Genomic DNA, 26,992 nt, shown 5'->3' on the forward strand with positions numbered 1-26,992 from the left:
GACGTGCTCGCCCCGCGGATCACAACGTCGCGTTCCAGGCATCGAGGCGCTCGCGCAGCAGCTTCGCAGTGATGTCGGTCCGTCCGATCCCGCGATAGTTCGGCAGCCAGGTCTCGACGCGGTCGTGTGCCCGAGCGGCGGCTTGCACATCCCAGGCGTTGATATCGCTGATCGGGCGGCCCAGGAGTCGTTCGTACTCTGCGAGAAAGAGTTCAGCCGCCTCGGGGGAGCCGAGGAGGACGAGATCTTGTCGGCACCAGGCGACGTCGACACCGGGTGGGCCGCATCTGGCGCCTGACCAATCGACCACTCCGGTGAGGCGATCCCCCTCCCAGAGCGCATTTCCGCACCAGAAATCTGAATGGGTGAGCACGGCCTCGTTCATGCCCAGGCGGTCCCATTCCTGTTGGGCTCGCTTGATGATCGGAGCATGCCCACGAGGAGGTTCTGCTGGAGTCGGTCGCAGTCCGGTGCCATCGATTTCGTGAATGTGCACGAGTGCAGCCGCCATTTCCGTGGCCATCGTCATCGGCGAGAGGCCAGGAGGCGGCGTACTGCCGACAACCCGTGAGGTGACGATGAGGGGATTCTCGAGTTCGGTGCTGGCCGCGACCAGGTGAGGGACCCAGACGCCAAGTGCGGATAGTCTCTCTAAGATCTCGGCTTCCCGGACGGCCGCATCGTGGTGTGCCGTAAAGGCTCGAACCACCAGTTCGTTCTCACCGTCTGTAGTGAGGATGGTGGTCGCGTGCTGACCGCCGGTGAACTCTTCAAGGAACGTGAGCTCTCGCCCCAGCAGTGAGGAGGCCGATCTCATCGCACGTAGCTGAGCTTCAGTCATGATCGCCATGGTATCGAGGGGCGAGCATCCGCTTCAGTCCAGCGGCGTATCGCCGGGCCATCATCCGCTGCGCTGCAACGGACATCGGAGCGAAGGCTCTCAGCAGTGGGTGTCCGGGAACGGATTCCGAAGTGATGGAGACGCCAAGGCGACCGTCTGATCCGAGGGACACGAGGAACGTCTGCTCCCCCGACTCGAGGTGCCCGGGCAGAGTGCGGTAGACGAAGCCCGCCGCAGATTCTGCGTCGATGACCTCGAGAACGATGCACGATCCCACCGGCAGCACCAGATCCCGGCCGCGCCACCGCCTCGGCGCCGATGGCCAGACCGGGTTGAGCCACAGGTCGATGATCTGGCCGGGATGCACGCGGCGCGAAGGACGCGCGATGACACCGGCAGACTCCTGCAGCTTCCACGTCAGGATCGCATCCCTTGCCATCGGGAACAGCTCGGCCGGGCCCAGGTCGAGGGTCTGCTCTAATCGGCTCATCCGTCATCTCCTGATGCTGCCGGCCAACTCGTCCTTGTGATTGTCGGTCGCTCCTGCCTACGATACAAACAAAGCACTGAGCGAACGCTCGGTTAACTCGACGGACGATGGAGTTCACGCATGACAGAACACGCCAGCACCCAAGCCCAGGCCCATTTCGGCAAGCGATTCGCCGGTCAGGTCGCACTCATCACCGGTGCCAGTCGTGGAATCGGACTCGGCATCGCCAAGCGACTGCAGGCCGAAGGTGCCACCGTCGTCCTCACCGCCCGCAAACCCGAGGCCCTCGCCGAGGCGGTCGCGCAGTTGCCCGAAGGCACTGCCCTGGCCATTGCGGGGAAGTCCGACGACCCCAAGCACCGCGCGGAGGTCTATGACACGATCGCGGAGAAGTTCGGTCGACTCGATGTGCTGGTCACGAACGTGGGAATCAACCCGGTCTACGGTCCGCTCATTGACCTTGACCTCGATGCCGCTCGCAAGATCCTCGACGTCAACGTCATCGGCACGCTCGCCTGGGTGCAGGAGGCAGTCCATCACGAGAAGCTGGGCTTCCGTGAGAACAAGGGACGGGTCGTGAGCATCTCCTCGGTGGCCGGTCAGGTGCCCAGCCCCGGAATCTCCTTCTACGGCATCTCAAAGGCCGCAGTCTCGCACCTGACGAAGTCACTGGCCGTCGAGCTCGGTCCGGACATCCGGGTCAACGCCGTTGCTCCTGCCGTGGTGAAGACTAACTTCGCCACCGCTCTCTATGAAGGCAGGGAAGAGGAAGTCTCCTCTGCTTATCCGGCCAAGCGTCTCGGAACTCCCGAGGACATCGCCGCTGCCGTGGCCTACCTGGCGTCCTCGGACGCCGACTGGATCACCGCCCAGGTGCTCACTGCCGATGGGGGAGTAATCACCGCCGGCGGCAGCGCCTGATTCTCCTCGTTCGCTGAGGAGAATTGGCCCCTCTGACTGAATTGACTGTGGAGGAATGGTCGTTACTCCGCCACAAGAAGGTGTTCAGTGCGGATAGTCTGACGCGGACTGATGGTCTGAGCCGGGCTGTCCTGCCGCGTGGCGGCAGATTCTGCCATACCGCTCGGCCACTCCGGCTGGATCGAGCTCGCCGCCGGGGCGGTACCACTGGGATACGCCGGTGCAGATAGTGGTGATGGCGCGGGAAGCATCCCGCGGGAATTCCGTCGCGAAAGTGCCGTCGGAGACGCATTCGGCGACCACATCGTTGAGAAGCTGCTGTTGACGGTCACGTGCGGCAATATGTGCGTTCCGCGATTCGCCCTGCAGACTGCGGATCTCGCTGAACGCGATGAAGGCGATGTCTGATTGCTGAGCGTGGAAAAGCAGCAGGCATTCGACGAGACGCTCGAACCGGGCGAGGGGCTCCTGCGGTCCATCTGACAGGGCCTCGACGCTGCGCGACCAGAGATCCGTCATCGCCAGCCTGTCGATCTCCGCCAGGATCGCCTGCTTCGATTCATAGTGGTGGTAGAGACCGGGAACGGAGAGGCCCGCCGCATGAGCAAGCTGGCGAATGCTGGTTCCGTGGAAGCCGCCGTGAACGAAGTTCTCCAGCGCCGCCTGCAGGATCGGAGGAAGCAACGGCGTCTGATAATTTCTCCAACTGCCCACGAAAATTCCTTGTCTCAAGCGAACGGCGATGACTGCTTCCAGTCCTAATCTACGGGTACTCATGGGCTGAGTGTCGACGCTCCCGCAGCGATGCGCAGTCGACTCTCTTGTGCCTTTCGGTCCCTGTGACCTAGGATACAGGCAATACCGAGCGATCGCTCGGTCGGTCCTACCGAAAGCCTCCAGACCAGGAATGGATGTTCGATGACGAATGAATGCCTGAACGCCGCTGATGCGGCCCCCGCCTCGTCGCACGTGTGGACACAGCTCTATCCTGCGGGTGTCGGCCTCGACCCGGATGTCCGCGAGGTATCGGTGGCGCATGCCTGGAACGCCCGTGTCGACAGGAGCCCTGCGCAGACTGCCATCGTCTATCAGCACCGCAGCTTCACCACCGCGGACATCGATAGGGATGCTGAGGCCCTCGCGGCCGGATTCCTCGCCCGGGGCTTCGGGAAGTCCACCGTCATCGGAATCTATCTGCAGAACGTTCCGCAGTTCGCGGTGGCTCTGCTGGCCGCGTGGAAGCTCGGTGTCGTCCCGCTCGTCCTCAACCCCATGTACCGGGGGCGTGAACTGCGGGCGCTCGTCGATGACTCCCAGGCAGCAGCGGTCATCTGCGATGAAGGGGACCGCGAATCTTTGGTGCAGACCGTTACCGACAGCTCCGTGAGTTGGGTGCTCACCACCACGGATGGCGAATACTCGACGGAGAGCATCGAACCGACTGCTGCAACCGTACCCACCCCTTCGGCGCAGGCGCCCGCTGGCAGCACGGGCGTCGACATCGACTCGTGGCAGACGTTCCTCGACGCGCACCGGGCAGGCTCGACCAGACGCGAAGACCTGCTGCCTGGACTCGACGACTCTGCCCTGCTCACCTACACATCCGGCACCACAGGACCGGCGAAGGGATCGGTGGCCACCCACCGGAATGTGATGAGCGTGGCTATGGGGTACGGGCAGTGGCTCGGGCTGGGCGAGCAAGACGTGATGCTTGCTGTCGCACCGCTCTTCCACATCACGGGAGCTGTTGCCTGCGCCGCAACCTCACTGGTCTTCCCGATCACCCTTGCGTTCACCGGTCGCGTCGATGCCGACAAGATCGTTGCGGCCATTCGTGACTACGAGGTCACTGTGACCATCGGCTCGATCACCGTGTACAACGCGCTGCTCGAACACCCCACAGCCTCCTCGGCGGACCTGACAAGCATTCGCTTCCTCTACTCCGGCGGCGCTCCTGTACCACCGGCCACGGTCGATCGGTTCCGGAAGAAGTTCGGACACTATATCCACAACATCTACGGAATGACCGAAACCGCCTCGGCGGTCATCGGAGTTCCACCGAACACCGAGGCCCCTGTGGATCCAGCCACAGACACCCTAGCCATCGGGGTCCCCTTCCCCGGTCTGGAAGCGCGAGTCGTCGACATCGTCGACCAGCATGTCGTCACCGACGGCAGTGCGGGTGAACTCGAACTCCGCGGTCCGCAGATCACTCCCGGCTACCTCAACAAGCCCGAGGCAAACGAAACAGCCTTCGACGACGGATGGCTGCGCACCGGCGATGTCGCCGTCATTGACGACGCCGGATGGATCTACCTGGTCGATCGGATAAAGGACCAGATCAACGCTTCGGGCTACAAGGTGTGGCCGCGAGAGGTCGAGGACGTCCTCTACGAACATCCTGCCGTACTCGAGGCCGCTGTGGTCGGAGAGCCCGACGAATATCGAGGTGAGACGGTCGTCGCCTTCGTCTCGCTGCGCGCGGGAGAAGCCACCACAGGTGACGATCTCATCGCCTTCACGAAGGAACGGCTTGCGGCATACAAATACCCGAGAACCGTTCACATCATCGGCGACCTGCCCAAAACACATACCGGAAAGATCCAACGCAGGCTGCTGCGCGGCCAGGGCGCGCCGAAGTACTGACCATGATGACAGGAGAACTTATGACTGAGGCAAGTATCGGCCGTCGCTTCGAAGGCCAGGTTGCCCTGGTGACCGGAGCCAGCCGTGGCATTGGACTTGGGATCGCCAAGCGGCTCCAGGCCGAGGGTGCCAAGGTGGTGATCACCGCGCGCAAACCCGAGGCCCTCGCCGAGGCGGTCGAGTCCTTCCCAGAAGGAACTGCAGTCGGCATCACCGGAAAATCCGACGACGCCGATCACCGCGCGGAAGTATTCGACACCATCGCCGCCACATACGGTCGGCTCGACGTTCTGGTCACGAACGTCGGGATCAACCCCGTTTACGGATCGATGATCGACCTCGACCTCGACGCGGCCCGCAAGGTCCTCGACGTTAATGTCCTCGGTACCCTCGCTTGGATCCAGAACGCGGTCCATCACGAAGAACTGGAATTCCGGGAGAACAAGGGGCGGATCGTCAGCGTCTCCTCCGTCACCGGCGAGGTACCCAGCCCCGGCATCGGCCTCTACGGAATCTCCAAAGCCGCCGTCTCCCACCTGACCAGAACCCTGGCAGTCGAACTCGGGCCCGACATCCGCGTCAACGCCGTGGCCCCGGCCGTGGTCAAGACGAACTTCGCCACCGCCCTCTACGAAGGCAAGGAGAAGGAAGTCGCCGAGGCCTACCCGCTCAAACGCCTCGGCACCCCGGACGACATCGCAGCAGCGGTGGCGTATCTGGCCTCATCCGACGCCGATTGGATCACCGCACAGGTACTGACCGCCGACGGCGGACTCATCACCGCAGGAGGAACAGCATGACCGCATTGCCCACCGAAGTCGAGGCGCTGCGGCTCCGAACCAGGACCTTCATCCGTGAGGTCGTCATTCCTGCCGAGCCTCGGCCGGGGGTCTATCTCGACGAAGAAGTGCGTCTGGAGCTGCAGGCCAAGGCGAAGTCTGCCGGTGTCTTCGCACCCCATGTGGCCAAGGAATGGGGTGGCCAGGGTGTGCCGATCAAGCACTGGTCGCCGATCTTCCAGGAAGCTGGATACTCGCCGATCGGACCCGCCGTCCTCAACTGCATGGCCCCCGATGAAGGCAATATGCACATGCTCGGGCTCATCGCCACCGACGAGCAGAAGCAGCGCTACCTGGCACCGCTGGCCTCCGGCGATGTCCGATCGTCCTTCGCGATGACCGAACCGCATCCCGGCACCGGGTCGGACCCGGCCGCCTTGGCCACCTCGGCAATCAGAGATGGCGAAGACTGGGTCATCAACGGTGACAAGCGCTTCATCTCCGGGGCCGAACTCTCGAGTTTCTTCATCGTCATGGTCGCCACGGAATCGAGTGCGTCCCAGGGAGAGGGAGCTTCGGGAAGAGGGCAGTCGGCGACGATGTTCCTCGTCGACCGAGACACTCCCGGCATCGAGGTGGGCCGGTCGATCCACACCGTCGACCGGACAATCGCTGGCGGTCACCCCTACGTCCACTTCACCGATGTGCGCGTCCCAGAATCCGCAGTTCTCGGTGCTCCTGGGAAGGGATTCGACTACGCCCAGGTCCGTCTGGCACCGGCTCGACTCACTCACTGCATGCGGTGGTTAGGTCTTGCTCGTCGCGCCCTCGACACTGCGCTCGATCGGTGTGAGCACCGCGAGGTCTTCGGAGACATTCTGGCGCGTCAAGGACTTGCTCAGGAGCTGATCGCACAGTCGGTCATCGACATCGAAACCGCTGATGCCATGATCACGAAGACCGGGCTCGTACTCGAATCAGATCAGAAGGAGGCGAACTCCTTGTCCTCGATCGCCAAGGTCTACTGTTCGGAGGCCGTGTACCGAGTCATCGATCGAGCTGTGCAGCTGTGCGGAGGCGACGGAGTTTCCGATGAACTTCCGCTCATCCAGTACCTCAACGAAGTCCGCCCCTTCCGCATCTACGACGGCGCCACCGAGACGCACAAATTCGCGATCTCACGCCGGGCCTCGTCGAAGCGGCGGAAGGAAGTCGCCGCAGGCGAGCCACGTCGCGATGTCGTTGGAGGTGCCAATTGAGCGCAACCCTCGTCGATGTCGTCGATACCTTCGCTGAAGCCGCCGAACTCCCGGCGCCGCCATTGCTCGTCACCGAGCCGCTCACGGAGTACTTCGACGCCTGCGGGATCGGCAGCGGTCGGCTGCAATGGTCGAGAATCGGAGAGGGACAGTCGAATGTCACGTACCGGATTCGCCGAGGTGACGCTGATGTTGTCCTGCGACGCGGACCCAGGCCGCCGATTCCGAAATCGACCCATGACATGGTGCGCGAGGCGAAGATTCAGATAGCGCTCGGTGCCCAAGGAGTCGACGTTCCACGGATCCTGCAGGTCTGCGAGGACAAGTCAGTGTTGGGCGTCCCGTTCTACATCATGGACTTCGTCGACGGCCTCGTCGTCACCGATGAACTTCCGGCGATCCTCGATGAGCGCATCGACAGGCAGCGGTTCAGTGAGATCCTCGTCGATCAGTTGGCGTCTCTGCACAGCGTGGACGTGACCGTCCCCGATGTGGCGGCTCTCGGACGTCCGGACGGATACCTCAAGCGACAGGTGGCTCTGTTCTCCTCACTGTGGGTCCAGAACACGACACGCTCCCTGCCCGAGGTCGCCCGCATCGGTCAATGGTTGGAGGACAACCGACCAGAGACGCAGCGTCACTCGGTGGTCCACGGTGACTACCGGGCCGGCAACGCGATGATCAAGCCGGACCGGCCGATCGAAGTGGCCGCGATCCTCGACTGGGAGATGTCGACGCTGGGGGATCCATTGGCGGACCTGGGGTATTTCACCGCGACCTACGCAGATCCGAACTATCCCCAGACGATCATGGATCTCACGCCTGTGACCAGAAAAGACGGATTCCTCAACCGTGCACAGATGACACAGAGGTATCAGGAGCGGACGGGCCTCGACCTCTCCGGACTGCCTTGGTACCAGACCCTTGCGCTGTGGAAGGCAGCGATCTTCAGCGAAGCGATCTACACGCGCTGGCTCTCGGGCGAAGCCCCGGCCGCCGGCGACTTCACCGGTTCACTCAAACAGGGTGTTCCACTGCTCCTCGAGTCCGCCTCGGCGATCTCGAAGAACCTCGAAAGGTAGAGAAATGACAGCACAAGCAGCAGCGGCAACGGCGCCTCTGCATCTGAAGAGGCGTTCGGTCTTCGCCAGCACCATCGGCAATGTTCTCGAGTGGTACGAATGGAGCGCCTATGCGGTGTTCACTCCATTCATAGCCGCAGCCATGTTCAACAGTGATGACAAGGTGTCATCGGTCCTTGCCACGCTCGGCGTCTTCGCAGTCGGATTTCTGATGCGGCCGCTGGGCGGAATCGTGTTCGGCAAGATCGCTGACCGAAAGGGCCGGAAATTCGTCCTCATCGTCACCATGCTCATCATGGCCGGAGGATCATTCCTCATTGCGATCATGCCCGGGTACGGGCAGATTGGCATCCTCGCCTCGATCATGCTCCTTCTGGTTCGCATGGCCCAGGGCTTTGCCCACGGAGGTGAATCGGCGACCGCGAACTCCTATATCGCGGAGATCGCTCCTGCTCATCGACGTGGTTTCTGGGGCAGCATCGTCTTCGTTGCGATCTTCGGCGGATCCGTGCTCGCCTACACCATCGGCGGCATCATCACGAACGTCTTCTCCGAAGCCGCCGTCGGCGACTGGGCATGGAGGATCCCCTTCGCACTCGGCGGTCTGCTCGCGCTGGTTGCCCTCTATATGCGCCGAGGCATGGTTGAAAGCGACGTGTTCGAAGCCGAGGTGGCCGACACAGCTGAGGTCGTGCCGCTCGATCGCCGACGAGTTGCCCGCGCCATCGTCCTCGTCGTCCTGATGACCTCCGGCATCACCGCAGCCCACTACACATGGTCGTCCTACGCGTCGACATTGGCGATCACCGAACGCGGCATGGACGCGCAGACGGCCTACTGGGCCACGGTCGGCGCGCAGATCATTGCGCTCATCTCCCTGCCGTTCTGGGGAGCACTCTCGGATAAGATCGGCCGTCGCCCGGTCATCATCGGCTTCGGTCTCCTCATGGCCGTCTTCCAGTTTCCGCTCATGGCCATGATCACCTCGGCGGGATGGACTCTGTTCGTTGCCTCCTCCTTTGCGCTTCTCATCGTCGCGATGTCCGGTGCGCTGTTGTCCGCGGTGCTTTCAGAAGCATTCCCGACAAAGGTGAGGACCCAGGGCATCGGCTTCGCCTATTCGGTGTCCGTCGCAGTCTTCGGTGGAACGGCGCCCTATCTCAACGGGCTGTTCAATTCGCTCGATCTCAGTTGGCTCTCCAGCGGCTGGGTGATCCTGCTGTGCCTTGGCACGGTCGCCGCCGTGGCCCTGCTGCCGGAGACCAAGGGCAAGGACCTCGCAGAGATTTGATGCGGTTCTCCGCCGGCGGAAAGGCCTGATCTGCTGACTCCGTCAGTGTGGGCTCGCGTGCGATTTCCTCGACAGAATCGCACGCGAGCCCACAACCACGAACGGAACAGCCGACTCACCGATCGGAACGGCCGACTCACGGGTAACCGCGCTCCATCACGGTGTTTGTCCGCCGTGATCGCAGACACTAGACTTGGCCCCATAAGTTCATAGCCACACCAGCTATAGGAATATAGCCACAGCAGCAACACGCAAAACCACACAATTGAATACTGCCGTTAAGACATGACGTGGGAGAGCTGCTCAACTGTCGCAACCACCGGTTGCCCGAACAGTGCGAAGCAGCGCCGTAGGTGCAATTCCCTCCCCGGGAAACTCTCAGGCCCAGTACCACCGATTGCAGGCATATCTGAAGGAGCCGACTCCGGCTCGCCGTGCCACAGTGCGCACAGCGTAACGGAGGATCGCGTCCGACAGATCGGGGAGGACCGCCACTGCTCAGTGCGTCCTCCATAGGCGGGCGCGACACCGACCCAAGGACGGCAATTGACCAGTTCACTCGCCCACACAAGTTCACTCGCGCACACCACGGCACCCACCGGAGACACCGAACGCCCCTTCTCCGACCGGCATATCGGTCCCCGCGCCGACGACACCGCGGCCATGCTGGCCGAACTCGGCTACGACTCCCTCGAAGCACTGTCGGCCGCAGCCATCCCAGAATCCATTCAGATCGACGGACTCGACCTGCCCACGGGCCGCTCCGAAGCCGAGGTCCTCGGTGACCTCCGCGCGATCGCCGGCCAGAACGTCATGCGCACGCAGATGATCGGCCAGGGCTACTACGACACGATCACCCCGGCCGTCATCCGCCGCAACCTGGTCGAGAACCCCGCCTGGTACACCGCTTACACCCCGTACCAGCCCGAAATCTCCCAGGGCCGCCTCGAAGCGCTGCTCAACTTCCAGCAGGTCGTCCAGGACCTCACCGGCCTCGACATCGCCAACGCCTCCCTCCTCGATGAGGCCACCGCCGTCGCCGAGGCCGTCCTCCTCATGCGTCGAGCAGTGAAGAAGGGGACGACCGTCGTCCTCGACTCCGAACTCCATCCGCAGACCATCGCCGTCGTCCGTGCCCGCGCGAAGGCTATGGACTTCCGCGTCACCGTCGCTGACCTGGCCAAAGGCCTCGTAGGCGAAGATATCTTCGGCATCGTCTGTGCCCAGCCCGGCACCACCGGAGTCATCCGCGACTTCACCGAAGCCGTGGACGGCGCCCACGATCGCGGCGCACTTGTGACCTTCGACGCCGACCTCCTGGCCCTGACCCTGCTCAAGGATTCCGCCTCCCAGGGCGCCGACATCTCCGTGGGCTCGGCCCAGCGCTTCGGTGTTCCCCTGTTCTTCGGCGGACCCCACGCCGGCTTCATGGCCGTGAAGTCCGGCCTCCAGCGCCAGCTGCCCGGCCGCCTCGTCGGTGTCTCCAAAGATTCCCAGGGCAAACCCGGTTACCGCCTGGCCCTGCAGACCCGTGAGCAGCACATCCGCCGCCAGAAGGCGACGTCCAACATCTGCACCGCGCAGGCACTGCTGGCCAACGTGGCCTCCATGTACGCCGTCTATCACGGCCCCGTCGGCCTGACCCGCATCGCCTCCCGCATCCACCGCCTGGCCCAGGCCTTCGGAGCGTGCGCGGACACCGCACCCGGCGCCGAGGTGGTCAGCCGCGAATTCTTCGACACCGTGGCCATCCGCGTCGCCGACGCAGAAGCAGCCAGAGTCGTGTCCGAACGCGCCGGTTTCAATATCCGCGTCATCGACGACTCCACCATCGGCGTCTCCTTCGGCGAACCACACTCGGTCGCCGATGCCAACGGACTGCTTGAAGCCCTGGGAATCATTGCCCGCATCGATGAAGCGGACTTCGAAGCCGCCTCGGCGGGGACATTCGGTGCCAACCATGTTCCGACCCCAGCCTTCGACGCGACCTTCCACCGCGATACCGAGTTCCTCACCCACCCCGTCTTCAGCGCACACGGGTCCGAGACCTCGATGATGCGCTACCTGCGCACCCTCGCTGACCGGGACCTGGCGTTGGATCGGACCATGATCCCGCTCGGCTCGTGCACGATGAAGCTCAACGCCGCGGCGGAGATGGAACCCATCACCTGGCCGGAGTTCGCTTCCATCCACCCCTTCGCCCCCGTCGAGCAGACTCATGGCTGGCGAAACCTCATCACCCGTCTGGAGAACTCGCTCGTCGAGGTCACCGGCTATGACCGTGTGTCCCTGCAGCCCAATGCAGGCTCTCAGGGTGAGCTGGCCGGGCTGCTGGCGATCCGCAACTTCCATGTGGCCAACGGTGAGGCCAACCGCGACGTGGTCCTCATCCCGCAGTCGGCTCACGGCACCAACGCCGCATCTGCGGTCCTGGCCGGACTCAAGGTCCAGGTCATCGCGACCGCCGAGGACGGCTCGGTCGACATGGCCGACCTCGACGCGAAGATCGAGAAGAACGCGGACAATCTCGCTGCGATCATGATCACCTACCCGTCGACCAACGGAATCTTCGAGTCCGAGGTCCGCGACGTCTGCGAGAAGATCCACGCAGCCGGCGGCCAGGTCTACGTCGATGGTGCGAACCTCAACGCCATGGTCGGTCTGGCCAAGCCCGGCGAGTTCGGCGGCGACGTCTCCCACCTCAACCTGCACAAGACCTTCTGCATCCCCCACGGTGGCGGCGGACCCGGTGTCGGACCGGTCGCGGTGCGCGAACACCTCGCCCCGTACCTGCCCGGCGATCCCACCGCGGCCGAACTCGTGGCCGGTGCCGAGGATGCCCACGAACTGCCGATCTCGGCCTCGATGTTCGGCTCCGCCGGCGTCCTGCCGATCAGCTTCGCCTACCTTGAGCTGATGGGCGGCGACGGACTGCGCGAGGCCTCGCGTGCAGCACTGCTGGGGGCGAACTACCTGGCGGCCAAGCTCCACGATGTGTTCCCCATTCTCTACTCCGGTGAGCACGGACTCGTCGGCCACGAAACCATCCTCGACCTGCGCGAGGCCACAGCGAAGTCGGGCGTGACCGCCGAGGATGTGGCCAAACGCCTCATCGACTTCGGTTTCCACGCCCCGACCCTGGCGTTCCCGGTCCCCGGGACCCTGATGGTCGAACCGACCGAGTCCGAGGACAAGGACGAACTCGATCGCTTCATCGAGGCCATGCGCGTCATCCGAGCCGAGATCGATTCGATCGGCGACCAGTACACCTACGAGGAGTCGCCGTTGGCCGGTGCCCCACACCCAGCCACCGTCGTGATGGATGACTGGGATGCCAAGTACTCCCGCGACACCGCTGTGTTCCCGGTCAAGGGATTGCGTCAGACCAAGTACTTCCCGCCGGTCAGCCGCATCGACGGTGCTTATGGCGACCGCAACCTGGTGTGCACCTGCCCACCGCCAGAGGCCTTCGAGGTCAACGATGGAGAGGACGACTGATGAGTACCGAGAATTCGACGCGCGAGACCCCACTGCACGGAATCCATGAGCAGCTGGGTGCATCTTTCACCGACTTCGGCGGATGGGACATGCCGCTGAAGTACGGATCCGAACTGGCCGAGCACCGAGCCGTGCGTGAGGCCGCGGGAATCTTCGACCTCTCCCATATGGGAGAAGTCCGCCTCACCGGCTCCGATGCCGCCGCTTTCCTCGACTACGCGCTCGTGGCGAAGTACTCGAAGATGAAGATCGGCAAAGCCAAGTACGGTGTGCTGGTCAACGAAGCCGGCTACATCCTCGACGACCTCATCACCTACCGGATCGCTGACGAAGAGTTCCTCATCGTCCCGAACGCCTCGAACACCCCGACCGTCGTCGCGACCTTGAAGGAACGCCTGCAGAACTTCCTGCAGGGGGAGTCCCCAGGTGCCGATGCCAAACTCTTCGACGAGTCAGAGGACACGGCACTCATCGCCGTGCAGGGGCCGAACTCCGCGGCCATCATCCTTCGGGCCCTCGACGAGGGTGCACATGGGGAATTCGGGCCCGCGACCACCTCGGCGGACGGATCGACGGCCAACGATGCGGCCGTCGACGGCTCCGGCGATGATTCCTCGGTGAACTCGACAGGGATCACCGTCGGCGAGGCGGTCCGGGAGCTGAAGTACTACGCATGGATGCCGCTGACGATCGCGGGCATCGACCTGATGCTCGCGCGCACCGGCTACACAGGCGAGGACGGCTTCGAACTCTACATTCCCAACATCGCAGCCGAGCGTTTGTGGGAGACCCTGACAACCGCGGGAGTCGACTACGGCCTCGTGCCCTGCGGCCTGGCCTCGCGTGATTCGTTGCGCCTAGAAGCGGGCATGCCGCTCTACGGCAACGAACTCAGCCTCGAGACCTCGCCCTACGACGTGGGTCTAGGCCGCATGATCGGGTTCAAAACGAAGGAGAACTTCGTAGCTCGTGACGCGTTGGCCAAGCTGGGGGAGACCGAACCGGCACGCGTGCTCGTCGGCCTCACCTCCGCTGGCCGCCGCGCCGCACGGTCCGGGGCAACCATCTTCGCTTCTGCAGATGAGGTCGGTGCCGAGGACGGCACTGCCGTCGGAACCATCACCTCCGGACAGCCCTCGCCGACGCTGGGACACCCCATCGCCCTGGCGTTCCTCGACCGCGGGCTGGGCGATCCGGGCACATCCGTGTTCGTGGACATCCGCGGCAAGTCCCACGAATTCACCGTGGCCGAACTTCCGTTCTACAAACGCGGCGAGAACTGATCCACCGAACCTGATGTTGTTGCCCCCGGTGGCTCGTACACTGGGGGGCACCTGCTCACCCATACAGCTGTCAACCAGCAGAAAAGGACAATCATGGCTGAATTGCCTCCGCTCCCAGACAACTTCACGTACTCCGCTGAGCACGAGTGGATCAACGCCGGTGCCGACGCCATTGTCGGCAAGACGGTGAAGATCGGCATCACCGCGGTCGCCTCTGACGCCCTCGGCGAGGTCGTGTACGTGGATCTGCCGGAAGTCGGCGACACCGTCACCGCAGGCGAAACATGTGGCGAGGTCGAATCGACCAAGTCGGTCTCTGACCTCTACTGCCCCGTCACCGGCGAGGTCACCTCCATCAACGAGGCAGCCACGGACAACCCCGGACTGCTCAACTCCGACCCCTACGGCGACGGCTGGCTGTTCGAAGTCAACGTCACCGAACTGGGCGAAGTGATGGATGCAGCAGGCTACGCAGAGGCCAACTCCCTCTGACACAATCTCCGACCGATGGGACCGACCACAGCTGAAACATCCGGCCCGTGGCCGGTCCCATCGATCACACGAAAAGAATCGGAGTATTTTCCATGCCACTGAGCGTCTTCGATCTCTTTACCGTCGGCATCGGCCCGTCGAGTTCCCACACCGTCGGCCCGATGCGAGCGGCATCGAGCTTCCTCACACTTCTGGGCGACAAGCTCGGATCCGTTGCAGACATCAAGGTTGATGTCTTCGGGTCCCTTGCCGCCACCGGTGCCGGACACGGCACCTTTGACGCCATCCTGATCGGCCTGGAAGGCTGTTCTCCCGAGCACGTCGAAGCCAATGAACTCACCGCCCGCCGGACCCGCATGTCCGAGACCGGCACAATCCTCCTCGGCGACGTGGCCGGGGACTCGGATGCCGCTGCTGGCGGTGTCGAGATCGCCTTCACCGAGAACGATATGGTCAAACGTCCCCTGACCATCAAGCCCCGCCACACGAATGCCATGACCATTGCCGCCTTCGATGCTGAAGGCAAGACGATGGCCGAAGAGACCTACTACTCGGTGGGCGGCGGCTTCGTCACCTCAGAGACCGAGTTCCGTGAGAAGGAGCAGGCCGCCGAGGCTGTTGCTGAGTCCGGAACCGATGACGCCAACGAGTTCGCCGTTGCCGACGCTGTCATCGACGCCAAGCTGCAGGCTTACAGTGAAGAACTGCCCTACCCGTTCCACTCGGCCGTCGAACTCCTGCAGCGCTGCAAGGAGACCGATATGTCGGTCGCTGAGATCATGCTCGTCAACGAGAAGTCGATGCGCGATGAGGACGAGATCCGCCACGGTCTCCTCCACATCTACTCCGTGATGGAGGAATGCGCCTCGGCGTCCTTGGACCGTTCGGGCTACCTGCCAGGCGGACTCAAGGTGCGCCGACGGGCTCACGACTGGTATCTCAAGCTCAAGGCCGAGGACCCCGAACGTGACCCCGGATACTACCTGGAGTGGGTCAACCTCATCGCCATGGCCGTCAACGAGGAGAACGCTTCTGGCGGACGCGTGGTCACCGCGCCGACGAATGGTGCGGCGGGCATCATCCCCGCGGTGCTCCACTACGCACTGAACTATGTGGATTCTGTGGTCAAGGGCGGCGAGGCTGCCAAGCACAGGGCGATCGTGGACTTCCTGCTCACCTCGGCGGCGGTGGGTGTCCTGTACAAGGAGAGAGCGTCGATCTCCGGCGCCGAGGTGGGCTGCCAGGGTGAGGTCGGATCCGCGTCGTCGATGGCCGCCGGGGGACTGGCCGCCATCATGGGCGGAACTCCCGAGCAGGTCGAGAACGCCGCCGAGATCGCGATGGAGCACAACCTGGGCCTGACCTGCGACCCGATCGCCGGGCTCGTTCAGGTCCCGTGCATCGAACGCAATGCGATCGCGGCAGGCAAAGCGATCAACGCCTCGAGGATGGCGCTGTGGGGCGATGGCCAGCACAGGGTCAGCCTCGACGAGGTGATCGAGACGATGCGCCAGACGGGCGCCGATATGAGCTCGAAGTACAAGGAGACAGCGCAGGGCGGCCTCGCCGTCAACGTCGTGGAGTGCTGAGGTAGCCCGGGCCGCCGAGGTAGGCGGGGCCAGGGGCTCCTGTGAAGCCCGGCGCGCATGCCGAGACACAGGCTAAGGGCCGAAACACAGGTTAGGCGCCGAGGAGCGCCCTTGCGCCCTATGCGTGAGGCTGTGTCTCCATCGAGACCACGCCGGAGCGTCCATACACCTACGCACGCATAGGTGTATGGACGCTCCGGCGCTGTATCGGTGCCGGGTGCCGGCGACAGCCTCCGTTGAGGCGCCCTTTCCCACACCCTCCACACCCTCACCCACATATCCGCGCCCTCCTCTCCCACACCCTCCACACCCGCACCCGCGCCCTCCACACCCACACCCATTCAATAACCAGCCCTGCCGCACGTCTCAATGAGGCGGGCGCTGGCTTCAGCGCCTATCGAAAAGTCATCCCGAAGTCACGACTCGAAGCGGCGGCGAAACGTGGAACATCCGTGGAACCGCAGTTCCAAAGGTGTTGAAATGTAACGAAACGATAACGAAGCTCTGTCCCGGCATGAGCGCGCGGGAGCGCCCTGGCGCATCCCAGAGATGCCATGGGGAAACCCGGGTTCGTGACGTGCGGAACACGCGCGGGAATCACACCGGAATGTGGCGTGAATCGCCGGTTTTCGAGTTGACGCTCATCCTCAGGTCGTTAGGTTTGGGGGCGTGAGAAACGCAGTCGCTGAACCTCAAACAGAAACCGATGTCCGGACTCCAACCATGGAGGACGGTCAACACATGTGGAGACTGGCTAAAGATTCGGCCGTTCTCGACCTTAACTCCTCGTACTCCTACATCCTGTGGTGCCGTGATTTCTCGGCCACCTCGACCATCGCGCGAATCGGCGGAGAGCCCGCCGGGTTCGTCACCGGTTACACCCGCCCGGATCGGCCTAACACGCTGATGATCTGGCAGGTCGCTGTCTCGTCGGACTTCCGCGGACACGGATTGGCGAAGACCATGCTCAACGAGCTGGCCGACCGCACCAATTCGCTCCGCCTGGAGACAACGATCACCGATGATAACGATGCGTCGAACCGTCTGTTCCAGTCATTCGCTGAGCAGCGCGGAGCGTCGTGCGAACGGCGTGCGCTGATCACCCCGGATCTGTACCCGGACGGACACGACACCGAGTACCTGTACGAAATCGCACCACTTTGATGCACCGCTGAAAAGTCTGGTGCCACCAGGCGCCCTGGGGATCAGCTGATCCCGACTGGGACGCCGACCGGCGACAGCCGTATCCGAAACTGATCGGTCGCGGCCACCGCCTAGCCGCTTGCTCACGAGGCAAGCGGGTAATCCAGAAGTCGAAAGGACTCAAGTGATGACCGAAAGCTCTAAGACCACAACTCCCGACATCTTCGAAACTCGCGAATCAGAGGTGCGAGGATACTCGCGCTCCTGGCCCGCCACCTTCGCCAAGGCACATGGTGCGAAGCAGTGGGGCGAAGACGGCAAGGAATTCATCGATTTCTTCTCCGGCGCCGGAGCTCTCAACTACGGGCACAACAACCCCGTCGTGATGAACCCTCTCATCGAGTACCTCCAGTCGGGTGCAGTCCTGCACTCGCTGGACATGAAGACCCCAGCTAAGCGTGAGTTCCTCGAAACCTTCCAGGACCTCATCCTCAAGCCCCGCGGACTCGACTACACCGTGATGTTCCCCGGACCAACGGGAACCAACACCGTCGAGGCTGCACTGAAGCTGGCTCGTAAGGTTACGGGCCGTCAGCACATGCTGTCCTTCACCAACGCATTCCACGGCATGACCCTGGGCTCGCTGTCGGTGACCGGCAACTCGATGAAGCGCGAAGGCGCAGGCATCCCGCTGACCAACAGCTCGAAGATTCCCTACGACGACTACTTCGACGGTGAGATTCCTGACTTCCTGTGGCTTGAAAAGGTCCTCGAAGACTCCGGCTCGGGCGTCGACAAGCCAGCCGCTGTCATCGTTGAGACCGTGCAGGGCGAAGGCGGCCTCCGCGCCGCACGTGCCGAATGGCTGCGCGCTCTGTCCGAGCTCACCAAGAAGCACGACATCCTGCTCATCGTCGACGACGTCCAGGCCGGCTGTGGCCGTACCGGATCGTTCTTCAGCTTCGAAGAGGCTGGCATCGAACCAGACATCGTCTGCCTGTCGAAGTCGATCTCCGGATCGGGTCTGCCGATGGCACTGACCCTGTTCCGCCCCGAACTCGACGTCTGGGAGCCAGGCGAGCACAACGGAACCTTCCGCGGAAACAACCCCGCATTCGTTACGGCGACCGCCGCGATCAAGAACTTCTGGGCCGACAACACGTTCCAGAACGAATTGGCCGACACAATCGCCGCACTGCACCAGCGCCTCGACTCGATCGTGGAGAAGGCAGAGGGAGCATCCATCCGTGGACGCGGACTCCTCGCCGGAATCTTCTTCGAGGATGACGAGGTTGCCGGCAAGGTGGCAGCAGAAGCCTTCGAGAACGGCCTGCTCCTCGAGACCTCCGGTCCCAAGGATGAGGTCACGAAGATCATGCCTCCGCTGACCATCTCCTCGCACGATCTGGAACAGGGCCTCGACATCATCGAGGCTGCTGTGCTGAAGTTCGCTCCGGCCAAAGAAACCGCGGCGGTCTGAGCCTGCTCCCAGCTGAGCGCGAGAGCCTGAAAAACTGAGCTTCGGTTCGCCGAGACTCAACCATGAAACTTGTATGACGCGTTGCCGGTGGATCGGTCGACATTTCGACCGACACATCGGCAACCCGTCTGATGTACCGATTGAAAGGACCACGAATGTACGTAGTCAACCGCGATGACCTCAACGACACAGACCGCGATATCAAGTCGGAGACCTGGCGCAGCCGCCGCATGGTGCTGGGTAAGGAACGAGTCGGATTCTCGCTTCACGACACCGTGATCTACGCCGGAACCACCTCGACCTTCCACTACCAGAACCACGTCGAAGCCGTGTACTGCGTGCAGGGCAAGGGCACTCTGACCGACCAGGAGACAGGCGAGACCTACCCCCTCTCCGACGGCACCATGTACCTCCTGGACGGACACGAGAAGCACACCGTTGTCGCCGACGAGGAACTGCGCATGGCTTGCGTGTTCAACCCGCCTGTCACCGGCCGCGAGACCCACGACGAGAACGGCGTCTACCCGCTCATCGTCGAAGAGGACTGAGATCCTTTTGTGAGCTGAATAGCTCCATCGCCGAGGTGGCTGATCCGTTGATCTGCTGCTGAAGCTGGGTGCGGGATTCCGGACACCATGACTGGTGGTCACGGAACCAAGGAAGATCCGCTATTGCGGGTTTCGCCGAGGTTCCGTGGCCACCAGTTTTTGTGTAGATACGGTTCTTCGCTCGGGCAGAATTCAGGTGTGATACTGTTCGGCTTATTGACACCTCAAGTATCGTGACGCTGCCTGCCGACTGACACATTCCAAGACTCCGACTCTGGCATTCCTCTGTTCAATTCCACTCTTTGGAGTCTCCATGAAGTTCATCAGGCGTGCCCTTGTCTCTGCTATTGCCGCTGTGGCACTCATTGTCGGTCCGGCTGTGTCCGCTGAGGCGGCGACGATGTCATTCGACGTGACGAAGCTGTCGGCGAAAAACATGGTTGTCTCAAACGGCAACTGCAAATATTTTGATGTTCACATGAAGTACAAGAAGTCGAAGGTGGACAGTTGGGACGTGGAGGCAGATATTGCTGGCCGCCATGGAAGCACCACCTCCGCGTACTTTGGCAATTATCATTCGCCTTCAACGAAAGATCGGGCAATGATCTGCCCGAGTTTGGAGGGACTAGGGAAGTACAGGATCGGGCCTTCTGAGATCAGCGCTGACTATGATGATGCCAACTACAACTCGCATTGGTATGCGCGCACCGACTACACCAAGGGCTCCTTCTACGTTCGCGGCAAGACCTACGCCTCTCTCGCATCTAAGCGCAGCGGCAAGACCGTCACTCTGACCTCGACGACGAAGGTCTACAACCCCGAGAAGTACGGGAAGGTCACCTACAATCCGAAGGTGAAATTCCAGGTCAAGTCCGGCAGCAAGTGGAAAACCATCAAGACGGTGACCGCTAAGAAGGGCAAGGCCACATACAAGGTTAAGACGAAGAGCAAGAAGACTTATCGGGTCACCTTCGGGCAGATCAGTTGGGCAACCGGGGCAACCTCGAAGTCAGTCAAGCGCTGACCAACCGCGAGTGAGGGTGGTCAAGTCCTGACCGAGATCACTCGCGGATGATCAGTTCTGTCCCGTGCATATATCCCCGGGATCCTTCGAACGGACCCAGCGCCTCGTAGACAGGCAGCCACAATGCTCCTAGATCGGCAGTCTGTCGAGCTCCGGCCGACTTGGCCATGCGGTTTTGGCTGTAACGGAGTTCGCCGATCTCAGCGTCGGTGACAGTCCAGATGACCACCTGCGGTGGATCATCATTGGTGAACGTCACTCGGCGGGCATCGGCCATGACCGACCATCCGGTCGCCTCGGCGAGGGCTTCGGCCAATTCTGTGCGGTCCACAGTCATGGAAACTTCCTTCCAGTCGTCTTGTAGTGGTTGCAGTGAATGCGCATCGGGCGCTCCCGTGAGGGGGAACGCCCGATGCGATTGCGCTGTCGCTGCGTGAACAGGACGCCGGTGTCACTCGTCCGGGCGGACCTTCTTGCCGCGGTCCTGCCAGAACTTCGCAGTGGTGACCTCGTCCGTGCCGTCCCAGGCGTCGACGGTGGTGTTGATGTGCTTGAACGTGGGCAGATCGGAGCGGTGGAAGACCGGCTCCAGTCCCTGCTTGCGCTGCTCCTGGTAGTTCTTCAGCAGGTTGAACACCAGCGGCGAAAGCATCAGCAGGGCGAAGAGGTTGATCAGCGCCATGATCGCCATGAAGATGTTTGCTGCGGTCCAGACGATGTCCAGCGCGGCAATCGCTCCGATGAAGACCGACACCATCACGATCAGCTGATACACCCGCAGGGCGACCCTGCTGGTGGTCAGGTGCTCGATATTGGCTTCGCCATAGTAGTAGTTGCCGAGGATGGAGGAGAAGGCGAAGAGGAAGATCGCGAAGGTGAGGAAGTGGATCGCCCACTGTCCGAGCTGCCCGCTCAGCGCCGTCTGCGTCAACTGGATTCCCTCGCCGGAGTCACCGTACTTGGGGTTGGACAGCAGAATGATGAACGCCGTGATCGAGCAGACGAGGATCGTGTCGAAGTACACGCCCAGGGCCTGCACGAATCCCTGCTTGGCTGGGTGAGACGCCGAGGCCGTTGCCGCGGCATTCGGAACGGAACCGATTCCGGCCTCATTGGAGAACAGGCCGCGCTGAACGCCGATGAGCATGATGGAACCAAGCGATCCACCGGCGATCGAGTTCATGCTGAATGCGTCGGAGAAGATGGTGGCGATCATGTCGGGGACGGCGCCGAGGTTGAGCGCCACGACGATGATCCCGACGATCAGGTAGAGACCGGCCATGATCGGCACCAGGTATGCGGAGACGTTCGAGATGCGCTTGGCTCCACCGGCGAAGATCGCATAGGCACCGACGGCGATGACCACACCGGCGATTGCTGTGAATGCGAAGTTCGAGTCCTCAATGTTGAACGATGTTCCGACAGCGTCAACGATCGAGTTCGACTGCACCGTGTTGAACACGATGCCGTAGGTGATGGCGACGATCACGGCGAAGATCAGACCCAGCCATTTCATGTTCATCCCGTGCCGAATGTAGTACGCCGGGCCGCCGCGGAAATTCGGGCCGTCCTTCATCTTGTAGACCTGGCCGAGTGCGGACTCGGCGAAAGCGGTGGCACCGCCGACGATGGCAGTCACCCACATCCAGAACATCGCACCAGGGCCGCCCAGCGAGATGGCCAAGGCCACGCCGGCAATATTGGCCGTGCCCACCCGTGATGCGGCAGAGATGGAAAAGGCCCGGAACGGTGAGATGTTCCTATTGCCCTCGGAATCTCTTCCTCCCGGTTCGACGAGCGTGCGGAACATTTCGGGCAGCATTCGCACTTGGATTACTCCGGTGCGGATGGTGAAATACAAACCAGTGGGAATCAGCACTGCAACGAGAACGTAGGACGATACGGAATCGATGCCGTCCAGTGCGGTCTGCAACATCTCCATGGAACTGAGCCTCCTTCGGCAATCATGCGATCAGAGGTTCGGGCGGATGAAAGCCTGAACTTTCGCTGTGTATGTCTTCAGTCTGCCACCAAGCCGCTCCTGTAGTGCGCAGGTGTGGGGGCGATTGGCTCATTGAAGGAAAGTGAAGCAGTGGGTGAGCAGAGCGAACCACGGCTGCGCTCGTGAGCCCGGCACGGCCAGGATTCACCTCCAGTCCACTCTCATAACATCGCGAACTTGCTCGTGATGACTAATCTGATCGCCAATGGGCTGCACCGTCGGTGGACCGTCTTCGCGATTCGGCCTCCGACCCGCAGTCACCGGCAACAATCGTCGAGGAGTCCCCACATGCCCATCGCACTCCTGAACCCCTGCTCAGCAATTACCTCCCTCGTCCGTGTTCCACCGCTGGTCATCGCTCACCGAGGAGCCTCGGCGAAGTATCCCGAGAACACGATTCCCGCCTTCGCCGCCGGAATCGAGCAGGGTGCGGACATGATCGAAATCGATGTGCATATGAACAGGGACGGCGACCTCATCGTCATCCACGACGACACCCTCGAGCGCACCACCAACGTCCGCTTGCTCCACCCTGAGCGTGCCGACCTCAGCGTAAGCGGTATGACGACGGCCGAGATCGCAGCCCTCGACGCCGGCAGCTGGAAGGGGTCCTCCTTCGCCGGCGTCACCGTGCCCCACCTCGGCGAGGTGCTGGAGTTGGTGCACACCACTCGCACCGGCCTGCTGCTCGAGGTCAAGCATCCCGCCCAGTACCCCGGAATCGCCGAGGTGCTTGTTGAGTCCCTGACATCCGTGCCCGATTATCTGGACCGGGCATTGGCGGCGGGGATGCTCGTCGTCCAGTCCGGCGATTGGGCCTTCATCCGCGAGTTCCATGCCCTGGCGCCTGAAGTCCCCGTCGGGGTTCTGGGGAGGCCCTGCCCGGACGAACTGCACGATTTCGCTACCTGGGTCGACCAGGTCAATCCTCAGTACATCGCGGCCGATTCGACTTTCCTCGGCCACGTCCACGAGCTGGGAATGTCGAGCCTAGTGTGGACCGTCGACAGTGTCGAGGAGATGGAGAAGGCTATTGACCTCGGCGCTGACGGCATCATCACCAACAGGCCCGACCGGCTTGTCGAGGTCGTCGAAGCCCTCTGAGGTCAGCGTCGAGGCTTTCCCGCTGCCGCAGAGACGAACAGAGCCACTGCACCGATGAAGAGTCCCAACACGGCTCCCCGCCAGAGCAGCCAGCTCAGGTCGCCAAGAGGTAGGAAGGCCACAATCTCACCGGTCGCCAGACTGCACAGATACATTGCGCAGAGCAGGGTGAGGAAGCCGGAGACTCTGATGGCCAGCGACCAGCCTGGTGAAGAAGTGCGGCCCTGCGCGCGTGCAAGGAGGAACACCGCGGCGACCGTGGCGACTGCCGAGCTCAGGGCGATCGGCCAAGCCGGCCGGTACCACGAGGGCAATGCAGGCGGACCGAGGAATTGGAACAACGGCACGTGGCAGCAGAACACGATCACCACGCAGACAAGAAGAACGACCCCCGCACCGGTTGTCGCCCGGCCCGCTGCCGGAAGCTTGGTCGATACTGGAGGCTTGCCATCCGTTGCAGTCTTGCCCACCACGGCGACGAGGACCCCTACGATGACCAAGGGGAACACGAATGCGCCGATGAGCAGCACGACTTCTGTGAAGGTCAGCGCCAACATTTCCGGACTCGGCCGTTCGATGTGTCCCACTACCTCGGCGATGGCCGAGATTCCGAAGATGACAATGCTGAGCACGGTGACGATGCTGCGCGGAATGGGCGAGAGCTCGCGTGCGACGACGATGGCAGCGGCGCCGGCCAGGCAGGCCAGGACGGACATGGCAATTCCGGCGGGCAGGCTCTGGGCGGAGTAATACTCGGCTTTTGCGAACATGAGTGAGCAGTAGCCGACCCAGGCGACGAAGTGAACGACGAACGCGAGTGCGATCACGGTGAAGCGCATCGGGGCCGAAGCGTTTCTGGCAGCCGTCTCGTTCAGCGTGGTCGAGTCATCCAGTGAGGTCGAGTCATCCATAGTAGGATCCTCTCATGGAAGGCTGTTCTTTTCAGGAAGCGACCTTGCTGATGCAGCGGCGGATTGCGAGCAAGGCCTCTGGTGGGTGACCGATGGATTTTCCTCCCGCTGTTGTGCGGGTCGGCCCCCTGGCCGAGAGCAGATCGAGCGCCCTGGTCAGTGCACCTCAGCTGATAGTTAAGATCAGCTCTGCTGAGGACATGGCTCAGTGGATGGGCATGCAGCAACGGGGAGGCACGACTGCTGAAGGCACCCGAATCCTCAGCGCTCCTTGCCCTCATGTTGGGCATTCGCGCCGGTGGAATGACGAGCCGGTTCTCAGCGGGGGCATTCGAATGAGACGCTGGGGGCATGGCCAATGAACTCGCGTCGTCCACCAGTCCGTACCTCCGCGCCCACGCCGACAATCCCGTCGACTGGCGAATGTGGACGAAGGGCAACCTCGCCGAGGCGGCCCGTCGTGACGTGCCGCTGCTCATCTCGATCGGCTACTCCACCTGCCACTGGTGCCACGTCATGGCTCATGAATCCTTCGAAGACGAGGCCATCGCGCGCGTCATCAATGAGAACTTCCTGCCGATCAAAATCGACCGCGAAGAGCTGCCGGACATCGACTCCTATTACATGAACGCACTCCAGGCGATGCGTGGTCAAGGCGGGTGGCCGATGACGATCTTCGCGACCCCGCAAGGCAGCCCCTTCTATGCCGGGACGTACTTCCCACCGGCCCCGCGGGGAAATCTGCCCGCCTTCACACAGGTGCTCGCCGCCGTGTCCCAGTCGTGGACGGAGCGCCGCGACGAGGTGACAGAGATGACGGCGCGTATGGATCGGGGTCTGGCTGATATGGCCAGTGCCGTCTCGGACGCCCTGCCTGCCGAGGCCGCGTCCGAGCTGCTCAGCGCCGAGGAACTCGACTCGGCTGCCGAGTCCCTGCTCGACTCCTATGACCCCGCGTGGGGCGGGTTCGGCAAGGCCCCGAAGTTCCCACCGCTGATGAACTTGATGCAGCTCCTGGCCACATTCGTACGATTGGGTGGAACAACCTCGGCGAGGGAAGGGGCACTGGCCCTTGACGTGGTCGACAGGCTGGGAGCCGACGGACACCTCGAAGGCGAGCTCGTCCTCGACTGTCTCATCGCGGTGCGCAGCACCTTCGCTCGGATTGCCAGCGGCGGCATGCGTGACCAGGTGCGCGGCGGCATCGCCCGCTACAGTGTCGACCGCCAATGGTTCGTGCCGCACTTCGAGAAGATGCTCTATGACAATGCGCTCTACCTTCGCGCCGCCGTGCAATGGGCGAAGGTCGAACGTGCACTCAACCCGGATTCGAAGTGGTTGGCGCTCGCCGAACGCGAGGTCACCGACACTGCGAATTTCCTCACCACGGACATGTCCGATGGTGACCGATTCATCGCCGCACTCGACGCGGACTCCCTCAATGCTGACGGTGTGCTGGAGGAAGGTGCCGCCTACGTCGTGACACCCGAAGAGTTCGCCGAGGTGGGGGAGGAGGGACTGCTGCAGCTCGTCGATTCGCCGGCCGCCGCGGAACTCTCCGGCTCCGTCGTCGCCGCCATCCGCATCATCGACTGGTTGGGCATGGACGAGGTGCCCTTCGACGAGAACCACCCTGCACCGTGGACCACCTCGGCGACGGTCGCACAGCAGGAGAGTCTGAGGCACCTATTGGGCACACGCCCTCAGCCCGCGCGGGATGAGAAGACGATCACCGAATGGAACTCGCTGGCAATCACGGCTCTGGCCGAAGCCGCCTTGTACACCGGTGCGTCCGACGGAAGTGGCATTGGTGCAGATGGCGGTGCTGGTGTGGGTGGTTCCGCAGCCACCGGACCGTCGGCGGGCTGGGGGAGTGAAGCTGTCCACTTCTGGGAAGCGATGGTCGCACGCTTCGGCACCGATGCGAGTTTCGAGGTCCGGCGCAGCTTCACCGGTGACACCCCGGGTCCCGGCCAGGCAGGCCTCGCCGACTGGGCGCAGTTCATCACTGCAGGGATCATGGTCCGCCAACTCCCAGGAGCGTCGGTGCAGGTGAGTGACCTGAGGTCATGGAGCGCGAGGATGTTCACAGACTTCACCGCTGAGGGTGAGACGCTTGAGGTCTTCGATTCCATGGGCGACGAGATCCTCGACGTCAGAGCCTCCGATCCGGTGGACAATACTGTGCCCTCAGGCAGGTCCGCCGCGGCAGAGGTGGCACTTCTGCACGCAGAGATCGGCGTGGACGGCGGAGCGGAGACCGACGGCCTGAGCACCGGAGGACTACTCGACCTGCGCGACCGGCTGCTCGGCGTCTATAGGGCGCTCGCCGGACGCGCCCCACGCGGCTGCGGTCACGCGCTGTGGCAGTCCGAACGAGCTCTCAAACCAGTCCGTGTCGCCACCCGAGATGCCGCGCTGAACAGCATCGCGGCCAGGCATCCTGGGGTCACATTGGTCACCGGTTCAACCGGCGTCCCTGGTGATAACGGTGCAGAGGTCGAGGTGCCCGACGGTGCCGCCATCGTCTGCCAGGGAACACAGTGCTCACTGCCCGTGACGACGGTTGAGAACCTCGTCGCACTCCTCGACGGTTAGGCGAGTCAGCA

Annotated in this window: 22 protein-coding genes and 1 riboswitch; of the genes, 16 read left to right on the forward strand and 6 right to left on the reverse strand. The window is 62.7% G+C overall.

Going from position 1 to position 26,992, the window contains the following annotated elements:
- Positions 1 to 19 precede the first annotated feature (19 nt).
- Together INT40_RS13240 and INT40_RS13245 are read right to left on the reverse strand one after the other, a co-directional pair.
- Entirely contained in the window at positions 20 to 841 is an 822-nt protein-coding gene (locus INT40_RS13240; RefSeq protein WP_226831317.1) for a phosphotransferase family protein, read from the reverse strand.
- Positions 834 to 1,331 (reverse strand): DUF1990 family protein, encoded by a 498-nt coding sequence (locus tag INT40_RS13245; protein ID WP_193096229.1) that lies wholly within the window; start codon positions 1,329 to 1,331, stop codon positions 834 to 836. Before INT40_RS13245 ends, INT40_RS13240 begins: the two co-directional genes overlap by 8 nt.
- Positions 1,332 to 1,451: 120 nt before the next feature.
- Between INT40_RS13245 and INT40_RS13250 the strand changes: the two genes are divergently transcribed.
- Positions 1,452 to 2,252 carry an SDR family oxidoreductase gene (locus INT40_RS13250; RefSeq protein WP_193096230.1) on the forward strand — a complete coding sequence of 267 codons (801 nt, stop codon included), beginning with the start codon at positions 1,452 to 1,454 and terminating at the stop codon, positions 2,250 to 2,252.
- Positions 2,253 to 2,336: 84 nt separating this feature from the next.
- On the opposite strand, the gene INT40_RS13255 is transcribed toward INT40_RS13250, so the two are convergent.
- Positions 2,337 to 2,966, reverse strand: a complete 630-nt coding sequence (locus tag INT40_RS13255) for a TetR/AcrR family transcriptional regulator (RefSeq protein WP_319021992.1) — start codon at positions 2,964 to 2,966, stop codon at positions 2,337 to 2,339.
- Between the two features lie 204 nt (positions 2,967 to 3,170).
- On the opposite strand from INT40_RS13255, the gene INT40_RS13260 reads away from it, so the two are divergent.
- The 13 genes from INT40_RS13260 (at position 3,171) to INT40_RS13320 (ending at position 20,366) form a co-directional block, all read left to right on the forward strand.
- Entirely contained in the window at positions 3,171 to 4,898 is a 1,728-nt protein-coding gene (locus tag INT40_RS13260; protein ID WP_193096232.1) for a class I adenylate-forming enzyme family protein, read from the forward strand.
- A 20-nt stretch (positions 4,899 to 4,918) separates the two neighbouring features.
- Positions 4,919 to 5,698 carry an SDR family oxidoreductase gene (locus INT40_RS13265; protein ID WP_193096233.1) on the forward strand — a complete coding sequence of 260 codons (780 nt, stop codon included), beginning with the start codon at positions 4,919 to 4,921 and terminating at the stop codon, positions 5,696 to 5,698.
- Entirely contained in the window at positions 5,695 to 6,936 is a 1,242-nt protein-coding gene (locus INT40_RS13270) for an acyl-CoA dehydrogenase family protein (RefSeq protein WP_193096234.1), read from the forward strand. The genes INT40_RS13265 and INT40_RS13270 overlap by 4 nt, the downstream gene beginning before the upstream one ends.
- On the forward strand, positions 6,933 to 8,018 hold the full coding sequence (locus INT40_RS13275) for a phosphotransferase family protein (RefSeq protein ID WP_193096235.1): 1,086 nt from the start codon (positions 6,933 to 6,935) through the stop codon (positions 8,016 to 8,018). Before INT40_RS13270 ends, INT40_RS13275 begins: the two co-directional genes overlap by 4 nt.
- Positions 8,019 to 8,022: 4 nt before the next feature.
- A complete protein-coding gene (locus INT40_RS13280) occupies positions 8,023 to 9,309 on the forward strand; it encodes an MFS transporter (RefSeq protein WP_193096236.1) in 1,287 nt (428 codons plus the stop codon).
- 281 nt (positions 9,310 to 9,590) lie between these two features.
- Positions 9,591 to 9,712, forward strand: a riboswitch (glycine riboswitch).
- A gap of 143 nt (positions 9,713 to 9,855) precedes the next feature.
- Complete coding sequence (gcvP, locus tag INT40_RS13285; protein ID WP_193096237.1) at positions 9,856 to 12,807, forward strand: aminomethyl-transferring glycine dehydrogenase; 2,952 nt, start codon at positions 9,856 to 9,858, stop codon at positions 12,805 to 12,807.
- Complete coding sequence (locus tag INT40_RS13290; RefSeq protein WP_101573230.1) at positions 12,807 to 14,090, forward strand: aminomethyltransferase family protein; 1,284 nt, start codon at positions 12,807 to 12,809, stop codon at positions 14,088 to 14,090. The genes gcvP and INT40_RS13290 overlap by 1 nt, the downstream gene beginning before the upstream one ends.
- Before the next feature lie 93 nt (positions 14,091 to 14,183).
- Entirely contained in the window at positions 14,184 to 14,582 is a 399-nt protein-coding gene (gene gcvH / locus INT40_RS13295; RefSeq protein ID WP_180959004.1) for a glycine cleavage system protein GcvH, read from the forward strand.
- 92 nt (positions 14,583 to 14,674) lie between these two features.
- Entirely contained in the window at positions 14,675 to 16,171 is a 1,497-nt protein-coding gene (locus INT40_RS13300) for an L-serine ammonia-lyase (protein ID WP_193096238.1), read from the forward strand.
- 723 nt (positions 16,172 to 16,894) lie between these two features.
- Entirely contained in the window at positions 16,895 to 17,335 is a 441-nt protein-coding gene (gene ectA / locus INT40_RS13305; RefSeq protein WP_180959005.1) for a diaminobutyrate acetyltransferase, read from the forward strand.
- 166 nt (positions 17,336 to 17,501) lie between these two features.
- On the forward strand, positions 17,502 to 18,794 hold the full coding sequence (gene ectB / locus INT40_RS13310; protein WP_101573236.1) for a diaminobutyrate--2-oxoglutarate transaminase: 1,293 nt from the start codon (positions 17,502 to 17,504) through the stop codon (positions 18,792 to 18,794).
- A gap of 155 nt (positions 18,795 to 18,949) precedes the next feature.
- On the forward strand, positions 18,950 to 19,342 hold the full coding sequence (locus INT40_RS13315) for an ectoine synthase (protein ID WP_101573238.1): 393 nt from the start codon (positions 18,950 to 18,952) through the stop codon (positions 19,340 to 19,342).
- A gap of 313 nt (positions 19,343 to 19,655) precedes the next feature.
- Positions 19,656 to 20,366 (forward strand): hypothetical protein, encoded by a 711-nt coding sequence (locus INT40_RS13320; protein ID WP_101573240.1) that lies wholly within the window; start codon positions 19,656 to 19,658, stop codon positions 20,364 to 20,366.
- Positions 20,367 to 20,403: 37 nt separating this feature from the next.
- On the opposite strand, the gene INT40_RS13325 is transcribed toward INT40_RS13320, so the two are convergent.
- Positions 20,404 to 20,703, reverse strand: a complete 300-nt coding sequence (locus tag INT40_RS13325) for a hypothetical protein (RefSeq protein WP_101573242.1) — start codon at positions 20,701 to 20,703, stop codon at positions 20,404 to 20,406.
- 114 nt (positions 20,704 to 20,817) lie between these two features.
- Positions 20,818 to 22,308 carry an alanine/glycine:cation symporter family protein gene (locus INT40_RS13330; RefSeq protein WP_101573244.1) on the reverse strand — a complete coding sequence of 497 codons (1,491 nt, stop codon included), beginning with the start codon at positions 22,306 to 22,308 and terminating at the stop codon, positions 20,818 to 20,820.
- Positions 22,309 to 22,656: 348 nt separating this feature from the next.
- Between INT40_RS13330 and INT40_RS13335 the strand changes: the two genes are divergently transcribed.
- Entirely contained in the window at positions 22,657 to 23,472 is an 816-nt protein-coding gene (locus tag INT40_RS13335) for a glycerophosphodiester phosphodiesterase (RefSeq protein WP_193096239.1), read from the forward strand.
- Between the two features lie 2 nt (positions 23,473 to 23,474).
- Here INT40_RS13335 and INT40_RS13340 read toward each other — a convergent pair whose 3' ends face one another.
- Positions 23,475 to 24,383, reverse strand: a complete 909-nt coding sequence (locus tag INT40_RS13340) for a hypothetical protein (protein ID WP_193096240.1) — start codon at positions 24,381 to 24,383, stop codon at positions 23,475 to 23,477.
- A 351-nt stretch (positions 24,384 to 24,734) separates the two neighbouring features.
- Between INT40_RS13340 and INT40_RS13345 the strand changes: the two genes are divergently transcribed.
- Positions 24,735 to 26,981, forward strand: a complete 2,247-nt coding sequence (locus INT40_RS13345; RefSeq protein WP_193096241.1) for a thioredoxin domain-containing protein — start codon at positions 24,735 to 24,737, stop codon at positions 26,979 to 26,981.
- Positions 26,982 to 26,992: the final 11 nt, after the last annotated feature.

The organism is Brevibacterium sp. FME17 (genome assembly GCF_014897515.1).
Taxonomy (GTDB): Bacteria; Actinomycetota; Actinomycetes; order Actinomycetales; family Brevibacteriaceae; genus Brevibacterium.

Excerpts from the sequence above, each read along its gene's own strand:
- INT40_RS13240 (WP_226831317.1), bottom strand. The coding sequence starts at position 841 with ATGACTGAAGCTCAGCTACGTGCGATGAGATCGGCCTCCTCACTGCTG.
- INT40_RS13250 (WP_193096230.1), top strand. The coding sequence starts at position 1,452 with ATGACAGAACACGCCAGCACCCAAGCCCAGGCCCATTTCGGCAAGCGA.
- INT40_RS13300 (WP_193096238.1), top strand. The coding sequence starts at position 14,675 with ATGCCACTGAGCGTCTTCGATCTCTTTACCGTCGGCATCGGCCCGTCG.
- INT40_RS13345 (WP_193096241.1), top strand. The coding sequence starts at position 24,735 with ATGGCCAATGAACTCGCGTCGTCCACCAGTCCGTACCTCCGCGCCCAC.
- INT40_RS13325 (WP_101573242.1), bottom strand. The coding sequence starts at position 20,703 with ATGACTGTGGACCGCACAGAATTGGCCGAAGCCCTCGCCGAGGCGACC.
- gcvH (WP_180959004.1), top strand. The coding sequence starts at position 14,184 with ATGGCTGAATTGCCTCCGCTCCCAGACAACTTCACGTACTCCGCTGAG.
- INT40_RS13265 (WP_193096233.1), top strand. The coding sequence starts at position 4,919 with ATGACTGAGGCAAGTATCGGCCGTCGCTTCGAAGGCCAGGTTGCCCTG.
- INT40_RS13320 (WP_101573240.1), top strand. The coding sequence starts at position 19,656 with ATGAAGTTCATCAGGCGTGCCCTTGTCTCTGCTATTGCCGCTGTGGCA.
- INT40_RS13245 (WP_193096229.1), bottom strand. The coding sequence starts at position 1,331 with ATGAGCCGATTAGAGCAGACCCTCGACCTGGGCCCGGCCGAGCTGTTC.
- INT40_RS13315 (WP_101573238.1), top strand. The coding sequence starts at position 18,950 with ATGTACGTAGTCAACCGCGATGACCTCAACGACACAGACCGCGATATC.
- INT40_RS13330 (WP_101573244.1), bottom strand. The coding sequence starts at position 22,308 with ATGGAGATGTTGCAGACCGCACTGGACGGCATCGATTCCGTATCGTCC.
- INT40_RS13335 (WP_193096239.1), top strand. The coding sequence starts at position 22,657 with ATGCCCATCGCACTCCTGAACCCCTGCTCAGCAATTACCTCCCTCGTC.
- INT40_RS13270 (WP_193096234.1), top strand. The coding sequence starts at position 5,695 with ATGACCGCATTGCCCACCGAAGTCGAGGCGCTGCGGCTCCGAACCAGG.
- INT40_RS13290 (WP_101573230.1), top strand. The coding sequence starts at position 12,807 with ATGAGTACCGAGAATTCGACGCGCGAGACCCCACTGCACGGAATCCAT.
- INT40_RS13280 (WP_193096236.1), top strand. The coding sequence starts at position 8,023 with ATGACAGCACAAGCAGCAGCGGCAACGGCGCCTCTGCATCTGAAGAGG.
- INT40_RS13260 (WP_193096232.1), top strand. The coding sequence starts at position 3,171 with ATGACGAATGAATGCCTGAACGCCGCTGATGCGGCCCCCGCCTCGTCG.
- ectA (WP_180959005.1), top strand. The coding sequence starts at position 16,895 with ATGGAGGACGGTCAACACATGTGGAGACTGGCTAAAGATTCGGCCGTT.
- ectB (WP_101573236.1), top strand. The coding sequence starts at position 17,502 with ATGACCGAAAGCTCTAAGACCACAACTCCCGACATCTTCGAAACTCGC.
- INT40_RS13340 (WP_193096240.1), bottom strand. The coding sequence starts at position 24,383 with ATGGATGACTCGACCTCACTGGATGACTCGACCACGCTGAACGAGACG.